The organism is Klebsiella sp. D-Nf1 (assembly GCF_002810515.1).
GTDB lineage: Bacteria > Pseudomonadota > Gammaproteobacteria > Enterobacterales > Enterobacteriaceae > Klebsiella > Klebsiella variicola.
Genome location: NZ_PIOK01000001.1, coordinates 1,660,073 through 1,674,977, shown reverse-complemented (window position 1 = coordinate 1,674,977; position 14,905 = coordinate 1,660,073). Strand labels below are relative to the sequence as shown.

Below are 14,905 nucleotides of genomic sequence, written 5' to 3'. Positions count from 1 at the left end.
CGGCGCAGGATTCAGAGCAGGGCCTGCTTGAGCGGCGAAAGGTTAACTCCGCGCGCCACAAAGCCATTTAGCCATGCCGGGGCAGTGTCCAGCACCTGGCGGGCAGCGGATTCGGTGTTAAATTCAGCAAACACACAGGCCCCTGTGCCAGTCAGGCGTGACGGCGCATATTCTAACAGCCAGGAAAGCGCTGCATCAACCTCGCGAAAACGTTTTCTTGCGATAAGCTCGCAATCGTTGCTGAATTCACAATTTAATAACGTATTAATTGACCGGCGCGGGGTATTTCGTGGTAGCTCCGGGTCGCGAAAAATGACTGGCGTCGGAATACTGACCCCCGGGTGCGCCACCAGGTACCATTTTTCCTCGGGATCCACTGGCGTCAGAATTTCACCGACCCCCTCGGCAAAGGCGGCATGACCGCGCACGAAGACCGGCACATCGGCCCCCAGCTGAAGGCCCAGGGTCGCTAGCTTCTCTTCCGAGAGACCGCAGCCCCACAGATGGTTGAGCGCCACCAGCACGGTGGCGGCATTGGATGAGCCGCCGCCCAGACCACCGCCCATCGGCAGGCGCTTGTCGACACTGATATCGGCGCCGCTGCCCGCCGGCAGGCGGTCGCTTTCGCTGGCGGCACGCATCAGCAGACGCGCGGCGCGAACGATCAGGTTCTCCTCGTCCGGCACGCCGGCCACCGGCGTCAGCAGGCGCAGTTGGCCGTCAGTTCGCGGTTCGATGGTCAAGGTGTCGCCATAGTCGAGAAACTGAAACAGCGTCTGCAGGGTATGGTAGCCATCGGCCCGCTGGCCGGTGATATATAAAAACAGATTCAGTTTTGCAGGAGAGGGCCAGCGGCTCATCATTTCACGATCCAGTTATCCATCTTCAGCTTGATGCGCTGAGCGCCATTGTTCAACTCGAGATTAGACGGCAGGGCTGGCTGGGTATCGCTGGTGTAGCCGCCGTAGGTGACGTGCCAGGTTTTGCCATTTTGCGTGTAGTTAAGTTCACGCAGACGGTACTGTTCGTCCAGCGAATAGTCGGTGGCGTCGCCAGGCAGGCCGATGATCCACTGGCGCAGGCTGTTCAGCGGGATTGGCATCCCGGTCAGGCGGCCTATCATCTCTTCGGCATCGGTGGCGGTGTAGGTCTGGCCTTTGTTATCGATCAGCTGCACGCTGCCCGGCTGCGCGGTCAGCGACAGCTCGGTGCTGCCCAGTGGGTTGGTTAGCAGCAGGCGATAGCGGTCCTGGCCGGTCTGTTGCCAGAAGAAGCGGGCATAGACTTTTTGCTCATCGGAAAGATAGGCAAACGCCCCGCGAGTCTGAAACTGGTTGAGGCTGCGAACAGCCTGCTGGTGCTGACGCCACTGCGGCGAATCCGGGCTTTTGCCAGGCCCTTGTGGCGTATGAAGAGAACAGGCGGTGAGGACGAGGCTGGCCAGCGGCAGCAGGCGGAACAGTCGATTCATAATGATGACAAATCCTTGATGTCTACAGGGAAAAACGGCGGCAGGGGAACAGCGGGCCGATTTGTGTAGCAGGTTACATTTATAACCCTTAATGCTAGCGTCGCCGGGCGATAGCGTCTACGTTCAAGTTGTCTGAAATCAAAAAATTAACGTTAATGGCGGTCTTGCTTTGGCTATTACTCCAAAAGGGGAGCCTCTCTTTTATTGATTACGCGCATCCTGTATGATGCACTCAGACTAACCTTAGCAACGCTGGTACTACTCCCTCACAATGACCCTTTTAGCTCTTGGCATCAATCACAAAACAGCGCCGGTCGACCTGCGAGAACGCGTGACGTTTTCGCCGGAAACGCTCGATCAGGCGCTGGAGAGCTTGCTGGCTCAGCCGATGGTGCAGGGTGGGGTCGTGCTGTCGACCTGCAACCGTACGGAACTCTATCTCAGCGTCGAAGAGCAGGATAACCTGCAGGAAGCGCTGATCCGCTGGCTGTGCAACTATCACGGCCTCAACGAAGAAGACCTGCGTAAGAGCCTCTACTGGCACCAGGATAACGACGCCGTCAGCCATCTGATGCGCGTCGCCAGCGGCCTCGATTCGCTGGTGCTGGGCGAACCGCAGATCCTCGGCCAGGTGAAAAAGGCCTTTGCCGACTCCAGCCGCGGCCACCTTAACGTCAGCGAACTGGAGCGGATGTTTCAGAAATCGTTCTCGGTGGCGAAGCGCGTGCGTACCGAAACCGATATCGGCGCCAGCGCCGTTTCTGTCGCGTTCGCCGCCTGTACCCTGGCGCGGCAAATCTTTGAATCGCTTTCCAGCGTCACCGTGTTATTGGTCGGCGCCGGTGAAACTATCGAACTGGTGGCGCGCCATCTTCGCGAACATCACGTACGCAAAATGGTCATTGCCAACCGCACCCGCGAACGCGCCCAGGTGCTGGCGGACGAAGTAGGCGCCGAGGTGATTGCTCTCAGCGATATCGACGAACGCCTGAAAGAGGCCGACATTATTATCAGCTCCACCGCCAGTCCGCTGCCGATCATCGGCAAAGGTATGGTGGAGCGCGCGCTCAAGGCGCGGCGTAACCAGCCGATGCTGCTGGTGGATATCGCCGTCCCGCGCGATGTCGAACCGGAGGTCGGCAAGCTGGCCAACGCCTACCTCTACAGCGTCGACGATCTGCAAAACATCATTCAGCACAACCTGGCGCAGCGTAAGGCCGCGGCGGTGCAGGCGGAATCGATCGTTGAGCAGGAAACCAGCGAATTTATGGCCTGGCTGCGCGCGCAGAGCGCCAGCGAGACGATTCGCGAATACCGTTCTCAGTCTGAGCAGGTCCGTGAGGAGCTGACGGCGAAGGCGCTGGCCGCGCTGGAGCAGGGCGGTGATGCCCAGGAAATTATGCAGGATCTGGCGCGTAAGCTGACCAACCGCCTGATCCACGCGCCAACCAAATCTCTTCAGCAGGCCGCCCGTGACGGGGACGACGAACGCCTGCATATTCTGCGCAACAGCCTCGGGCTGGAATAGCGCACCTTTCTCTTATTTTCAGGACAGGGTGAATTCACGCCTATGAAGTCTTCTATTGTTGCCAAACTGGAAGCGTTGTACGAGCGCCATGAAGAAGTGCAGGCGCTGCTCGGCGATGCCGCGACGATTGCCGATCAGGATAAATTCCGTGCGTTGTCGCGGGAATACGCTCAACTGAGCGATGTGGCGCGCTGTTATACCGACTGGCGTCAGGTGCAGGAGGATATCGAAACTGCGCAGATGATGCTCGACGATCCGGAAATGCGCGAAATGGCGCAGGAAGAGCTGCGTGACGCCAAAGATAAAGGCGACCAGCTGGAGCAACAGCTGCAGGTACTGCTGCTGCCGAAAGATCCCGATGACGAGCGTAACGCTTTCGTGGAAGTGCGCGCCGGAACCGGCGGTGACGAAGCGGCGCTGTTTGCCGGCGATCTGTTCCGCATGTACAGCCGCTACGCCGAATCGCGCCGCTGGCAGGTGGAAATCCTCAGCGCCAACGAAGGTGAACACGGTGGTTTCAAAGAGGTGATCGCCAAATTCAGCGGCGACGGCGTTTACGGTCGGCTGAAATTTGAATCCGGCGGCCATCGCGTGCAGCGTGTGCCGGCCACCGAATCGCAGGGACGTATCCACACCTCCGCCTGCACCGTGGCGGTGATGCCGGAGCTGCCGGAAGCCGAAATGCCGGACATTAACCCGGCGGATCTGCGCATCGATACCTTCCGCTCCTCCGGCGCGGGCGGTCAGCACGTCAACACCACCGACTCGGCTATCCGTATTACTCACCTGCCGACCGGCATCGTGGTGGAGTGTCAGGACGAACGTTCCCAGCATAAAAACAAAGCCAAGGCGTTGTCTGTACTGGGCGCGCGTATCCGCGCCGCCGAAGTGGCCAAGCGTCAGCAGGCGGAAGCCTCCACGCGCCGTAACCTGCTGGGCAGCGGCGATCGTAGCGACCGCAACCGTACTTACAACTTCCCACAGGGGCGCGTGACCGACCACCGCATCAACCTGACGCTTTACCGTCTGGATGAAACCATGGAAGGCAAACTCGATATGCTGATTGAGCCGATTGTTCAGGAATATCAGGCCGATCAGCTGGCGGCGCTGTCCGAGCAGGAATGATGACCTTTCAGGCCTGGCTGCAGCAGGCGATCGCCCGGCTACGTGAAAGCGACAGCCCGCGACGCGATGCCGAGATCCTGCTGGGACATGTTACCGGCCGGGCGCGCACCTGGATTTTGGCCTTCGGCGAAACGATGCTGTCTGCTGACGAGGCGACGACGCTGGAGGCGCTCCTGCAGCGTCGCCAGCGCGGGGAACCTATCGCCCATCTGGTTGGGCAGCGTGAGTTCTGGTCGCTGCCGCTGTTTGTCTCCCCGGCGACGCTGATCCCCCGTCCGGATACCGAGTGTCTGGTGGAGCAAGCGCTGGCGCGACTGCCTGCCGCGCCGTGCCGTATTCTCGATCTCGGCACCGGGACCGGCGCCATTGCCCTGGCGCTGGCCAGCGAGCGTCCGGACTGTGAGGTCACCGCGGTGGACGTAATGCCGGACGCCGTGACGCTGGCATTGCGCAATGCCGCCCATCTGGGCATCGCTAACGTGACGATACGGCAAAGCGACTGGTTTAGCGCGCTGGCCGGGCAGCGTTTCGCCATGATCGTCAGTAATCCACCCTATATCGACGCCGCCGACCCGCATCTCGCCGAGGGCGATGTACGCTTTGAGCCGTTGACGGCGCTGGTCGCTGCCGACCAGGGGCTGGCCGATCTGGCGCAGATAATCCGCGAGGGGCGGCAGCATCTGCAGCCCGGCGGCTGGATGCTGCTGGAGCATGGCTGGACCCAGGGCGAGGCAGTTCGCGCCCTGTTCCGCGAAGCGGGCTATCTCGACGTCTCAACATGTCGCGACTATGGCGACAATGAACGTCTGACTCTCGGACACTTACCCGACATGGAGAACGTTGGCTGATGAACTTATTCACGGCTGTCCTCTACCTGCACATCGCCAGCGTGGTGGTGTCGGTAGGATTGTTCGTTTTACGTTACTGGTGGATGTATCACCAGAGCCCGCTGCTGAACCAGCGGTGGGTGCGAATTGCGCCGCACTGCAGCGATACGCTGCTGTTTCTCAGCGGTGCGGGTTTAATGGCGATAACGCACTACCTGCCGTTCACCGAAGACGGCGCATGGCTGACTGAAAAGCTGTTTGGCGTTATCATTTACATCGCATTAGGTTTTATCGCGCTGGGCCGCCGTCGTCCGCGCAGTCAGCAGAGCCGCTTTATCGCGTTTCTGCTGGCGCTGGTGGTGTTGTTTATTATCATTCAACTCGCCATCACAAGAATACCGATACTGGGGTAGGGCATGGGGTCATTAGCGGATTTCGAATTTAACAAAGCGCCATTATGTGATGGCATGGTCCTCATTTCTGAGCAGGTCCGCGACGATTTTCCGACGCATTTTGTCGAGGAAGAGCTGCAGCGGCTGCTGCGCCTGGCGCAGGAAGAGATTGCGACTTCGTGGGACCAGGAACGCCAGATAGAACGCTTGCTGGCGCTGTTTTACAAAGAGTGGGGCTTTGGCGCTTCGCAGGGCATTTATCGTCTTTCCGACGCATTGTGGCTGGATAAAGTGCTGATCAACCGCCAGGGCAGCGCGGTATCGTTAGGTGCCATCCTGCTGTGGATCGCTCAGCGCCTGGGGTTACCAGTGGTGCCGGTGATCTTCCCGACCCAGATGCTGCTGCGTGCGGACCCGGAAACCAGCGAAGAGATGTGGCTGATTAATCCGTTTAACGGAGATACCCTTGACGAACATACCCTGGAGGTATGGCTGAAGGGCAACATCGGGCCGGTGGCGGAACTGTTTAATGAAGATCTCGACGAAGCCGACAACGCCGAAGTGATCCGCAAACTGCTGGATACCCTGAAGTCAGCGCTGATGGAAGAGCGGCAGATGGAGCTGGCCCTGCGCGCCAGTGAGGCGCTGCTGCAGTTTAACCCGGAAGATCCGTACGAGATCCGCGACCGCGGGCTGATATACGCCCAGCTGGACTGCGATCACGTGGCGCTGTTGGATCTGAGCTATTTCGTTGAGCAGTGCCCGGAGGATCCGATCAGTGAGATGATCCGCGCGCAGATCAACACGATTTCGCACAAACAAATTACATTGCATTAGTCTGGAACCATTCCGGTTACACCCTGATAAGGCGAACTTATGAAACAAAAAGTGGTTAGCATTGGTGATATCAACGTAGCGAACGACCTGCCGTTCGTGCTGTTTGGCGGGATGAACGTCTTGGAGTCGCGCGATCTGGCGATGCGCATCTGCGAACATTACGTCACCGTTACGCAGAAGCTTGGCATCCCCTACGTCTTCAAAGCCTCCTTTGATAAAGCCAACCGTTCCTCCATCCACTCCTATCGTGGTCCGGGTCTGGAAGAAGGGATGAAGATTTTCCAGGAGCTGAAGCAGACCTTTGGCGTGAAAATCATCACCGACGTTCATGAAGCCAGCCAGGCGCAGCCGGTGGCTGACGTGGTGGACGTGATCCAGCTTCCGGCCTTCCTCGCGCGCCAGACTGATCTGGTGGAAGCGATGGCCAGGACCGGGGCGGTGATCAACGTCAAGAAGCCACAGTTCGTCAGCCCGGGCCAGATGGGTAACATCGTCGATAAGTTTATCGAAGGCGGTAACGACAAAGTGATTCTGTGCGACCGCGGCGCTAACTTCGGTTACGACAACCTGGTCGTGGATATGCTCGGCTTCGGCGTGATGAAGAAAGCCTCCAACAACTCGCCGGTCATTTTTGACGTCACCCACGCGCTGCAGTGTCGCGACCCGTTTGGCGCTGCTTCCGGTGGCCGCCGTGCGCAGGTGAGCGAACTGGCTCGCGCCGGTATGGCGGTAGGTATCGCCGGTCTGTTTATCGAAGCGCATCCGGATCCGGAGCACGCGAAATGCGACGGCCCGTCCGCGCTGCCGCTGGATAAACTGGAGCCGTTCCTCAAGCAGATGAAAGCGATTGACGATCTGGTGAAAAGCTTCGACGAGCTGGATACCAGCAAGTAAGCCTGACTGCGTCAATGAAAAAACCTGCCGGCGTCAACACCGGCAGGTTTTTTTTTCGCCCGGACTCCGCCGGGCGGGAAAGCGGGTCAGGCGAAAATGGTCATCAGATAGGCGGCGAACAGGGCCAGGTGGGCCGCGCCGTTCAGCACATTGGTGCGCCCGGTGGAGAAGGAGATATGGCACAGCACCAGCGAGGCGACCATCACCACCATCTCCGGGGCGCCGAGGCCGAAGCGCAGCTCATTGCCGGTCAGGAAGGCAATGAGGGTGACGACCGGCACCGTCAACGAGATGGTGGCCAGCACGGAGCCGAAGAACAGGTTCATCGCTCGCTGTACCTGATTGTTGAGTACCGCTCTGAGGGCGCCAAGGCCTTCCGGCGACAGGATCAGCAGGGCCACCAGGAAGCCGGTAAAGGCCACCGGGGCATTCATACTGGTCAACAGCGTTTCCAGCGGATTGGCGTTCATTTTAGTAACTGCGATCACCGCCACCAGGTGCACCAGCAGCCAGATAGTATGCCACCCGCTGCTGTGGGCGGACGGTTTACCATGATGCGGGTCGTCGTCGTCGCCGTCGTCTTCATGCTCATAAACAAACAGACTCTGATGGGTTTTGGTTTGAATAAGCAGGAAAACGCCGTACATGGCCGCCGAGATCACCGCTACCAGCAGTGATTGCCCGGTACTGAAGTTTGCGCCCGGCAGCGCCATTGGAAAGACCAGCACGATAATCGCCAGCGGAAACAGGGCGATAAGATACTGCTTAATGCCGAACAGATTCATATATTGGGTGGCGAATTTACGCCCGCCCAGCAGCAGGGAGAAACCGACCAGACCGCCAGTGACGATCATGATAATGGAGTAGAGCGTATCGCGCATCAGGGTCGGCGCGGCGTCGCCGGTGGCCATTAAGGCGGAGATCAGACTGACCTCAAGGATAACCACCGACAGGCTTAAAATCAGGGAGCCATAGGGTTCGCCCAGGCGGTGGGCGAGGACGTCGGCGTGGCGGACCACGCTGAAAGCGCTGCTTAAAATACCGACCAGCGCGAGGATATTAATCGCGATAACCACTGGCAGTGACTGGCTGTTTCCCCAGAAAAACAGCACCGCCAGCGCCAGCACCGGAAAGACGAGGGAAGACTCCTTATGGCGGGTTTTTACCGCCTCATGTGCATGGGTCATGAACCATCTCCATTTATGCAGGTGTTATAATTATAAAAACGTAGGGCGATAAAGTAACAGATTTTGATAAATTGCCGCTGGTTTTTTACTTAAGTTTACGGGTGTCGAGAGATATCTTGATTAGTTTATTATAATTTTCGATTACTATTATTTTGTACTTACTATTCAGATGATTACTAAAATTCATTTTTCACTCATCCTCGCCTTGATAGCCTGTCCCCTGCGTTCCAGACTTAGGTTTTATGCTAAAACAGGAGAATATTATGCCCTATCACAGTAAACAAGAGCTCCCCGACAGCGTTCAGCATGTTCTGCCTGCCCATGCGCAGGAAATTTATAAAGAAGCGTTTAACAGCGCCTGGGATCAATATAAAGATAAAGACGAGCGGCGCGATGACGCCAGCCGCGAAGAGACGGCGCATAAAGTCGCCTGGGCGGCAGTGAAAAACAGCTACGAGAGAGGCGATGACGATAAGTGGCATAAGAAAAAATAATTGCTGACGCCGCTTTTATGCTTGCCAGCGCCCCGCGCATTGCTTATTGAAAGATAAAGCTGGATAATATTTCAGCAATATTGACGGATGCATGAGACGAACGCCGGGAAGCGGGCAGTGGCGGAGGTAGTAAACAGTGTTAACTCGTGATTTCTTAATGAATGCGGATTGTAAGACAGCGTTTGGCGCTATTGAGGAATCGCTACTCTGGTCGGCAGAACAACGTGCAGCCTCGCTGGCGGCGACGCTGGCCTGTCGCCCGGATGATGGCTCAGTATGGATCTTTGGCTACGGTTCGCTTATCTGGAACCCGGCGCTCAATTATCGCGAGTCCTGCACCGGCACGCTGCCGGGCTGGCACCGTGCGTTTTGCCTGCGGTTGACCGCCGGGCGCGGTAGCGCCTGCCAGCCGGGGCGCATGCTGGCTCTCAAAGAGGGCGGCCGGACCACCGGCGTTGCCTATCGTCTGCCTGACGACACGCTGGAAGAAGAGCTGACCCTGCTGTGGAAGCGGGAGATGATCACCGGCTGCTATCTGCCCACCTGGTGCAAGCTGGAGCTGGACGACGGACGGACGGTGAATGCCCTGGTGTTTATTATGGATCCGCGCCATCCACTGTTTGAACCGGATACCAGCGCCCAGGTTATCGCCCCGCTGATCGCCCGGGCCAGCGGGCCGCTCGGCACCAACGCCCAGTACCTTTTTTCGCTTGAGCAGGCGTTGAGCACGCTGGGTATGCACGATGCCAGTCTTGATGACCTCGTGGCCAGCGTACGCGCGCTGTTGGGCGAGAGCCCGACGCCGGGCCTGGCCTGAGCGCGCGGAAAAGAAAAACGCCCGGCATGGCCGGGCGTAAGTTCTGGAAGTGACGGTCAGGCCGGAACGTAGCTGATGGAGTGCTCCAGTGACTGGCTGTGACTGTCGATAAGCACGTTCCAGGTGCCGCTGTAGGGCACCGTCAGATAGGCGCTGTCCCGATCCTGCACGCTCAGAATATCCGCATGGCTGTCGCCCGGAACCTTCGCGCTCATGAGATGAATATGGCAGCGCTCTGAGCACCGCACCACCAGTGTGTCACCACCAAACAACGTCAAACTTGCTTTAACCATCGCCATTTTTGTACCCCGTTTCTGTCCCGCTACAGCATCCTGCCCACCCAGTCCTCGCGTGATATTGTTCACACTTTGCTCTGTGCATCACATCAAACGCCGCGGGTCGGGATGCTGATTTTGATCAAAAAAAGGGATAAAGATTAAACAAAAATGACGTTGTTCCTGAAAGCATTCAGCTAACGTTTTTTTTGCCTCTTCAAGCGCCGATACGTGACATTTCATCCCGTTCGACAGCCTATCTTCAGAAGGTCAGCACTTTATCTGCCGCCAGCGTCCACTGGGCCAGCTCAACCAGGGTACCAACCTCTACGCCGTCAATCAGCGGTAGCGCGCTGACGCCGCGACCGTCCGCGCAGGTTTTGCACAGCTTCACCGGCACCTGCTGGGCGGTGAGGATCTCCAGCATCTGCTGCACATTGTATCCTTCCGCCGGCTTCTGCCCGCGCAGCCCGGCGGTGACGGCATCAGACATCAGAAACAGCTTGAGATCGAGGTCGGACTGTTGCTCGCACAGGGCAATGGCCAGGCGCAGGCTGTTGAACAAGGATTCGCTGCCATAGGCGGCGCCGTTGGCGATAATCACAATACGTTGCATACAAACTCCTTCTTAAAGGCACGGTTATTGCTTTACCGCAGTATAAAGCGTTAACCCGGAGGAGGGGTATGAATAATACGACTGGTCACGCGGACGATGTGACAGCCTGGCTACAGCTGGCGCGTCGCCTGCAAAAACAACAGCTTCAGCAGCTTAGCCAACTGGGGGAACTGGCCAGCCAGCTCAGCGCGCTGGTGCATATGCTGCAGTGTGAGCGCGGGGCGTCGAATATTTTTCTTTGCTCGGACGGCCAATTGTATGCGGCGGAGTGTCGGGCGGGCGGGGCGCTGGTTGATGAGCGGTTAGCGCTGTTCTATGCCAGCCTCGAACGGGCACGTACGGTCGCCGGCAGCGCGCTGTGCTGGCGCATTGCCAGGGCGGTTGGCGATCTGCTGCAGCTTCCGGCGCTGCGCGAGCAGATCGCCCGCCGGCAGATTGCCGCGGAAGCCGCGACGGAGCAGTTCAGCCGCGTCATCCGCCATCTGCTGAACATCGTCCCGCAGCTCAATGACAGCATTGACGATCCGCCGGTGGCTGGCCGCATGGTCGCCCTGTACAGCTTTATGCAGGGTAAAGAGCTGGTGGGTCAGGAACGCGCGCTGGGCGCTCTGGGCTTTACCCGCGGCGAGTTCAGCAACAGCCTGCGCCAACAGCTGGTGGACCGTATTGACGGTCAGCAGCCCTGCTTCGACAGCTTTCAGGCGCTGGGCAGCCCGGCGACCGTCCAGCTGTTTATCACCCAGTGCCAGGCCGGCCTGGACATCGAACAGCTGCGGCGGATCGCCTGCACCCGCCAGCCTGCCGCCGACGGCGGGGAAACCGCGCTGCGCTGGTTTGGTCTGCAAACCCAGCGGCTTGAGCACCTGCGCGAAGTGGAAGAACAATTGATCGACGATCTGCTGGACGCCACCGACGCGCTGTTAGTGGACGACGTGCCAGGCTGGCTGGCCGGCGAGGAAGTCGATACCCTGACGCCGCATCTGGAGAAACAGCTGCTGCCGCTGGTGCGCCAGCAGGCCTATGAGCTGCAGCAGCTCTCCAGCCAGCTGGCCTCGCTGAAAGACGCGCTCGAAGAACGCAAGCTGATCGAAAAAGCGAAAAGCCTGCTGATGACGCACCAGGGAATGCAGGAGGAGCAGGCCTGGCAGACGCTGCGCAAGATGGCCATGGACAAAAATCAGCGCATGGTTGAGATAGCCCGCGCGCTGCTGATGGTGAAAGCGATTTGGCCGCTAACACCAAAGGAGTAGATGCACAATCAATGGGCATTCTTTGCCTGTCGGCGGTGCACTTTTACGTGAAAAACCGACCAACGCTGGGGAAAAGCCCGCCAGCGCGCCATTGCCAAAGCTGGCATCCCGTTTGCATTACTTATTGAGTGAATAAAAGTCCGGACAACGAACCAATGGCGGTTCGGGTGTCCGTGGATAAAGGCGTCCTGCAGTGCGTAAGCACTGTCGGACGCTTTTTTTTTGCGCGTGGTGGAGCGGATATGAGCGACAAGTTTTCAATTTCCCGGCGGCGCTTGCTGCAGGCAGGGGCCGCGCTGGGCGGCGCGATGCTGCTGCCGGGTGTGATGCAGGCCGCATGGGCCGGCGGATCGGACAAACCGGAGCAAACCCGCGTGCGGGTCGGATTTATTCCGCTGACCGATTGCGCGCCGCTGGCCATCGCCGCGGCGAAGGGGTTTGACAAAAAGTATGGCATCACCCTGGTGGCGAGTAAGGAAGCCAGCTGGGCGGCGGTGCGCGACAAGCTGGTGGCCGGCGAGCTGGACGCGGCACATATTCTCTACGGCCTGCTGTACGGTCTTGAACTGGGGATCGCCAGCAAGCCGCAGGCGATGGCCAATTTGATGACCCTCAACCGTAATGGCCAGGCGATTACCCTCTCCGGCGAGTTGCAGGAGAAAGGGGTAACCGACCTCGGCGGGCTGAAACGGCTGATCGACCGCAGCGCGCCGGGCAGCTACACCTTCGCCCATACCTTTCCCACCGGCACCCATGCCATGTGGCTCTACTACTGGCTGGCGAGCGCCGGCATCGATCCCTTTAACGATGTGCGCACCGTCGTGGTGCCGCCGCCGCAGATGGTGATGAACATGCGCATCGGCAATATGAGCGGCTTTTGCGTCGGCGAGCCGTGGAACGCCCGCGCCATTAACGACCGCATTGGCTTCACCGCGGCCACTTCCCAGGATATCTGGCCCGAGCATCCGGAAAAGGTGCTGGGCACCCGTCGCGACTGGGTGGAACGCAACCCGAACACCGCCCGCGCGCTGGTGGCGGCCCTGATGGAGGCGCAGCGCTGGATCGCCGCCTCGCCGGAGAACACTCAGGAGACGGCCCGCCTGCTCGCCAGACGCGGCTGGCTCAATACCAAGGAGCAGTACCTCACCGGCCGGATGCTTGGGGAGTATGACAACGGCCTCGGCCGCCGCTGGCAGGATGCCCATCCGATGCGCTTCTGGGCCGGGGGCGAGGTGAGTTTCCCCTGGTTGTCGGACGGAATGTGGTTCCTCACCCAGTTCCGCCGCTGGGGACTGCTGAAGCAGGCTCCGGATTACCTCGCGGTGGCGTCGCGCATTAACCGCATCGACGTCTGGCAGGCTGCCGCCCAGGCGGTCGGCGGGATCAGCGCCCCGGCAGCCACGATGCGCAGCAGCACACTGATGGACGGTACGGTCTGGAACGGGGCCGACCCGGAAGGCTACGCCCGCCATTTTGCCATTCAACGTAAGGGGGCATGAGATGAAGCAGGCACAACGTAAGCAACCGGTCGTCAGCGTGGAGAACGCGTCTGGCGAAGTGATTATCCTGCCGCCGGTGCAGGTCAGGCGTACCACGCCAACCGTCACGCGTTGGCTGCGTGAGCTCACTCAGCGCTTGCTACCCCCGCTGTTGGGGCTGGGGGTGCTGCTGCTGGCGTGGCAGCTGGCGGCGATGCACAGCAAAGGCTTTCCCACGCCGCTGAGCACGCTGGACTCGGCGCTGACGCTGTTTGCCGATCCGTTCTATCAGGACGGGCCCAATGACATGGGCATCGGCTGGAACGTGCTGGCCTCCCTGCAGCGCGTAGCGGTGGGCTTCGGCCTGGCGGCGCTAGCGGGCATTCCGCTGGGGTTTTTGATCGGCCGTTCGCTGTTCTTCGCCCGCATGTTTAATCCGCTGATTGCCCTGCTGCGCCCGGTCAGCCCGCTGGCCTGGCTGCCGATTGGCCTGCTGCTGTTCCAGAAGGCGGAGCCGGCCTCCAGCTGGACCATTTTTATTTGCTCCATCTGGCCGATGGTGATCAACACCGCGGAAGGCGTACGGCGGATCCCGCAGGACTATCTCAATGTCGCCCGCGTCCTCCAGCTCTCGGAGTGGACGGTGATGCGCAAAATTCTCTTTCCTGCAGTGCTGCCGGCGGTGCTCACCGGCGTGCGTCTCTCCATCGGCATCGCCTGGCTGGTGATCGTGGCGGCGGAAATGCTCACCGGCGGGCTGGGGATCGGCTTCTGGATCTGGAACGAGTGGAACAACCTCAATGTGGAAAACATCATCATCGCCATCGTCATTATCGGCGTCGTCGGCCTGCTGCTGGAGCAGGGTCTGATGCTGCTCGCCCGCCGCTTTAGCTGGCAGGAAAAATAAGGAGCCAACATGAAACCATTAATTCAGGTGCAGGCCGTCAGCCAGCGCTTTAACACCGCCAGCGGCGAGTTCCTGGCGCTGCAGAATGTCTCCTTCGATATCGTCGAAGGGGAGACCATCAGTCTGATCGGCCACTCGGGCTGCGGAAAATCGACCCTGCTGAATCTGATCGCCGGGATCACGACGCCCACCGAGGGCGGACTGCTGTGCGATAACCGGGAAATCGCCGGGCCCGGGCCGGAGCGGGCGGTGGTTTTCCAGAACCACTCGCTACTGCCGTGGCTGAGCTGTTTCGATAATGTGGCGCTGGCGGTGGATCAGGTGTTCCGTCGCACCATGAGCAAGAGTGAGCGCCGGGAGTGGATCGAACACAACCTGGCACGCGTGCAGATGGGGCATGCGCTGCACAAACGTCCCGGGGAGATCTCCGGCGGCATGAAGCAGCGGGTAGGTATCGCCCGGGCGCTGGCGATGAAGCCGAAGGTGCTGTTGCTTGATGAGCCCTTCGGCGCCCTGGACGCGCTGACCCGCGCTCACCTCCAGGACACGGTGATGCATATCCAGCAGGAGCTTAATACCACCATCGTCATGATCACCCACGACGTTGATGAAGCGGTGCTGCTCTCGGATCGGGTGCTGATGATGACCAACGGTCCGGCGGCGACGGTCGGCGAGATCCTCGCGGTCGATCTGCCGCGTCCGCGTCACCGCGTTCAGCTGGCGGACGACAGCCGGTATCACCATCTGCGTCAGCAGATCCTGCATTTTTTGTATGAAAAACAGCCGAAAGCGGCGTAAGGGGGCGGT

Annotated in this window: 17 protein-coding genes; 12 read left to right on the top strand and 5 right to left on the bottom strand. The window is 59.5% G+C overall.

Annotated elements, in window-relative coordinates:
- Window positions 1-11 precede the first annotated feature (11 nt).
- Window positions 12-860 carry a 4-(cytidine 5'-diphospho)-2-C-methyl-D-erythritol kinase gene (gene ispE / locus CWM54_RS08230; protein ID WP_165785724.1) on the bottom strand — a complete coding sequence of 283 codons (849 nt, stop codon included), beginning with the start codon at window positions 858-860 and terminating at the stop codon, window positions 12-14.
- The gene (gene lolB, locus CWM54_RS08225; RefSeq protein ID WP_061154183.1) at window positions 860-1,471 is read right to left on the bottom strand and encodes a lipoprotein insertase outer membrane protein LolB; all 612 of its coding nucleotides are present in this window, start codon (window positions 1,469-1,471) and stop codon (window positions 860-862) included. Before lolB ends, ispE begins: the two co-directional genes overlap by 1 nt.
- A gap of 271 nt (window positions 1,472-1,742) precedes the next feature.
- Between lolB and hemA the strand changes: the two genes are divergently transcribed.
- Genes hemA through kdsA form a run of 6 tightly spaced genes read left to right on the top strand, consistent with a single transcriptional unit; the run spans window position 1,743 to window position 7,074 of the window.
- Window positions 1,743-2,999: a glutamyl-tRNA reductase gene (hemA, locus tag CWM54_RS08220; protein ID WP_008804386.1), complete on the top strand. Its 1,257-nt coding sequence runs from the start codon at window positions 1,743-1,745 to the stop codon at window positions 2,997-2,999.
- Window positions 3,000-3,041: 42 nt separating this feature from the next.
- Window positions 3,042-4,124: a peptide chain release factor 1 gene (gene prfA / locus CWM54_RS08215; RefSeq protein WP_061154184.1), complete on the top strand. Its 1,083-nt coding sequence runs from the start codon at window positions 3,042-3,044 to the stop codon at window positions 4,122-4,124.
- A complete protein-coding gene (gene prmC, locus CWM54_RS08210) occupies window positions 4,124-4,972 on the top strand; it encodes a peptide chain release factor N(5)-glutamine methyltransferase (protein ID WP_100696704.1) in 849 nt (282 codons plus the stop codon). The genes prfA and prmC overlap by 1 nt, the downstream gene beginning before the upstream one ends.
- Window positions 4,972-5,364, top strand: a complete 393-nt coding sequence (gene sirB2 / locus CWM54_RS08205; protein WP_008804389.1) for an invasion regulator SirB2 — start codon at window positions 4,972-4,974, stop codon at window positions 5,362-5,364. Before prmC ends, sirB2 begins: the two co-directional genes overlap by 1 nt.
- A gap of 3 nt (window positions 5,365-5,367) precedes the next feature.
- Entirely contained in the window at window positions 5,368-6,180 is an 813-nt protein-coding gene (gene sirB1 / locus CWM54_RS08200; RefSeq protein ID WP_074385519.1) for an invasion regulator SirB1, read from the top strand.
- 39 nt (window positions 6,181-6,219) lie between these two features.
- A complete protein-coding gene (kdsA, locus tag CWM54_RS08195; RefSeq protein WP_100680541.1) occupies window positions 6,220-7,074 on the top strand; it encodes a 3-deoxy-8-phosphooctulonate synthase in 855 nt (284 codons plus the stop codon).
- An 86-nt stretch (window positions 7,075-7,160) separates the two neighbouring features.
- Here the strand turns inward: kdsA and chaA are convergent, their stop codons facing one another.
- On the bottom strand, window positions 7,161-8,261 hold the full coding sequence (gene chaA / locus CWM54_RS08190) for a sodium-potassium/proton antiporter ChaA (protein ID WP_061154188.1): 1,101 nt from the start codon (window positions 8,259-8,261) through the stop codon (window positions 7,161-7,163).
- Between the two features lie 263 nt (window positions 8,262-8,524).
- On the opposite strand from chaA, the gene chaB reads away from it, so the two are divergent.
- Together chaB and CWM54_RS08180 are read left to right on the top strand one after the other, a co-directional pair.
- Window positions 8,525-8,755: a putative cation transport regulator ChaB gene (chaB, locus tag CWM54_RS08185; protein ID WP_100696702.1), complete on the top strand. Its 231-nt coding sequence runs from the start codon at window positions 8,525-8,527 to the stop codon at window positions 8,753-8,755.
- Between the two features lie 136 nt (window positions 8,756-8,891).
- A complete protein-coding gene (locus CWM54_RS08180; RefSeq protein WP_074385521.1) occupies window positions 8,892-9,572 on the top strand; it encodes a gamma-glutamylcyclotransferase in 681 nt (226 codons plus the stop codon).
- Window positions 9,573-9,628: 56 nt separating this feature from the next.
- Here CWM54_RS08180 and CWM54_RS08175 read toward each other — a convergent pair whose 3' ends face one another.
- Both CWM54_RS08175 and CWM54_RS08170 read right to left on the bottom strand, forming a co-directional pair.
- Window positions 9,629-9,871, bottom strand: coding sequence for a DUF1883 domain-containing protein (locus CWM54_RS08175; protein WP_002910387.1), 243 nt, complete (start codon window positions 9,869-9,871; stop codon window positions 9,629-9,631).
- Window positions 9,872-10,109: 238 nt separating this feature from the next.
- Entirely contained in the window at window positions 10,110-10,463 is a 354-nt protein-coding gene (locus tag CWM54_RS08170) for a DsrE/DsrF/TusD sulfur relay family protein (protein ID WP_064160516.1), read from the bottom strand.
- A 68-nt stretch (window positions 10,464-10,531) separates the two neighbouring features.
- On the opposite strand from CWM54_RS08170, the gene nasR reads away from it, so the two are divergent.
- From nasR to CWM54_RS08150, 4 genes are all read left to right on the top strand, one after another.
- Complete coding sequence (gene nasR / locus CWM54_RS08165; RefSeq protein WP_100696701.1) at window positions 10,532-11,713, top strand: nitrate regulatory protein NasR; 1,182 nt, start codon at window positions 10,532-10,534, stop codon at window positions 11,711-11,713.
- A 242-nt stretch (window positions 11,714-11,955) separates the two neighbouring features.
- Window positions 11,956-13,212 (top strand): CmpA/NrtA family ABC transporter substrate-binding protein, encoded by a 1,257-nt coding sequence (locus CWM54_RS08160; protein WP_100696930.1) that lies wholly within the window; start codon window positions 11,956-11,958, stop codon window positions 13,210-13,212.
- Between the two features lies 1 nt (window position 13,213).
- Window positions 13,214-14,098 carry a nitrate ABC transporter permease gene (gene ntrB / locus CWM54_RS08155; protein WP_100680539.1) on the top strand — a complete coding sequence of 295 codons (885 nt, stop codon included), beginning with the start codon at window positions 13,214-13,216 and terminating at the stop codon, window positions 14,096-14,098.
- A gap of 9 nt (window positions 14,099-14,107) precedes the next feature.
- A complete protein-coding gene (locus tag CWM54_RS08150) occupies window positions 14,108-14,896 on the top strand; it encodes an ABC transporter ATP-binding protein (RefSeq protein ID WP_004145418.1) in 789 nt (262 codons plus the stop codon).
- The last annotated feature ends 9 nt before the right edge of the window (window positions 14,897-14,905 follow it).

What these genes read in the sequence shown, in the direction of transcription:
- prmC (WP_100696704.1), top strand. Translation starts at nt 4,124, where the DNA reads ATGACCTTTCAGGCCTGGCTGCAGCAGGCGATCGCCCGGCTACGTGAA.
- CWM54_RS08175 (WP_002910387.1), bottom strand. Translation starts at nt 9,871, where the DNA reads ATGGCGATGGTTAAAGCAAGTTTGACGTTGTTTGGTGGTGACACACTG.
- kdsA (WP_100680541.1), top strand. Translation starts at nt 6,220, where the DNA reads ATGAAACAAAAAGTGGTTAGCATTGGTGATATCAACGTAGCGAACGAC.
- lolB (WP_061154183.1), bottom strand. Translation starts at nt 1,471, where the DNA reads ATGAATCGACTGTTCCGCCTGCTGCCGCTGGCCAGCCTCGTCCTCACC.
- sirB2 (WP_008804389.1), top strand. Translation starts at nt 4,972, where the DNA reads ATGAACTTATTCACGGCTGTCCTCTACCTGCACATCGCCAGCGTGGTG.
- CWM54_RS08150 (WP_004145418.1), top strand. Translation starts at nt 14,108, where the DNA reads ATGAAACCATTAATTCAGGTGCAGGCCGTCAGCCAGCGCTTTAACACC.
- prfA (WP_061154184.1), top strand. Translation starts at nt 3,042, where the DNA reads ATGAAGTCTTCTATTGTTGCCAAACTGGAAGCGTTGTACGAGCGCCAT.
- CWM54_RS08170 (WP_064160516.1), bottom strand. Translation starts at nt 10,463, where the DNA reads ATGCAACGTATTGTGATTATCGCCAACGGCGCCGCCTATGGCAGCGAA.
- hemA (WP_008804386.1), top strand. Translation starts at nt 1,743, where the DNA reads ATGACCCTTTTAGCTCTTGGCATCAATCACAAAACAGCGCCGGTCGAC.
- chaB (WP_100696702.1), top strand. Translation starts at nt 8,525, where the DNA reads ATGCCCTATCACAGTAAACAAGAGCTCCCCGACAGCGTTCAGCATGTT.
- nasR (WP_100696701.1), top strand. Translation starts at nt 10,532, where the DNA reads ATGAATAATACGACTGGTCACGCGGACGATGTGACAGCCTGGCTACAG.
- ispE (WP_165785724.1), bottom strand. Translation starts at nt 860, where the DNA reads ATGAGCCGCTGGCCCTCTCCTGCAAAACTGAATCTGTTTTTATATATC.
- ntrB (WP_100680539.1), top strand. Translation starts at nt 13,214, where the DNA reads ATGAAGCAGGCACAACGTAAGCAACCGGTCGTCAGCGTGGAGAACGCG.
- chaA (WP_061154188.1), bottom strand. Translation starts at nt 8,261, where the DNA reads ATGACCCATGCACATGAGGCGGTAAAAACCCGCCATAAGGAGTCTTCC.
- sirB1 (WP_074385519.1), top strand. Translation starts at nt 5,368, where the DNA reads ATGGGGTCATTAGCGGATTTCGAATTTAACAAAGCGCCATTATGTGAT.
- CWM54_RS08160 (WP_100696930.1), top strand. Translation starts at nt 11,956, where the DNA reads ATGAGCGACAAGTTTTCAATTTCCCGGCGGCGCTTGCTGCAGGCAGGG.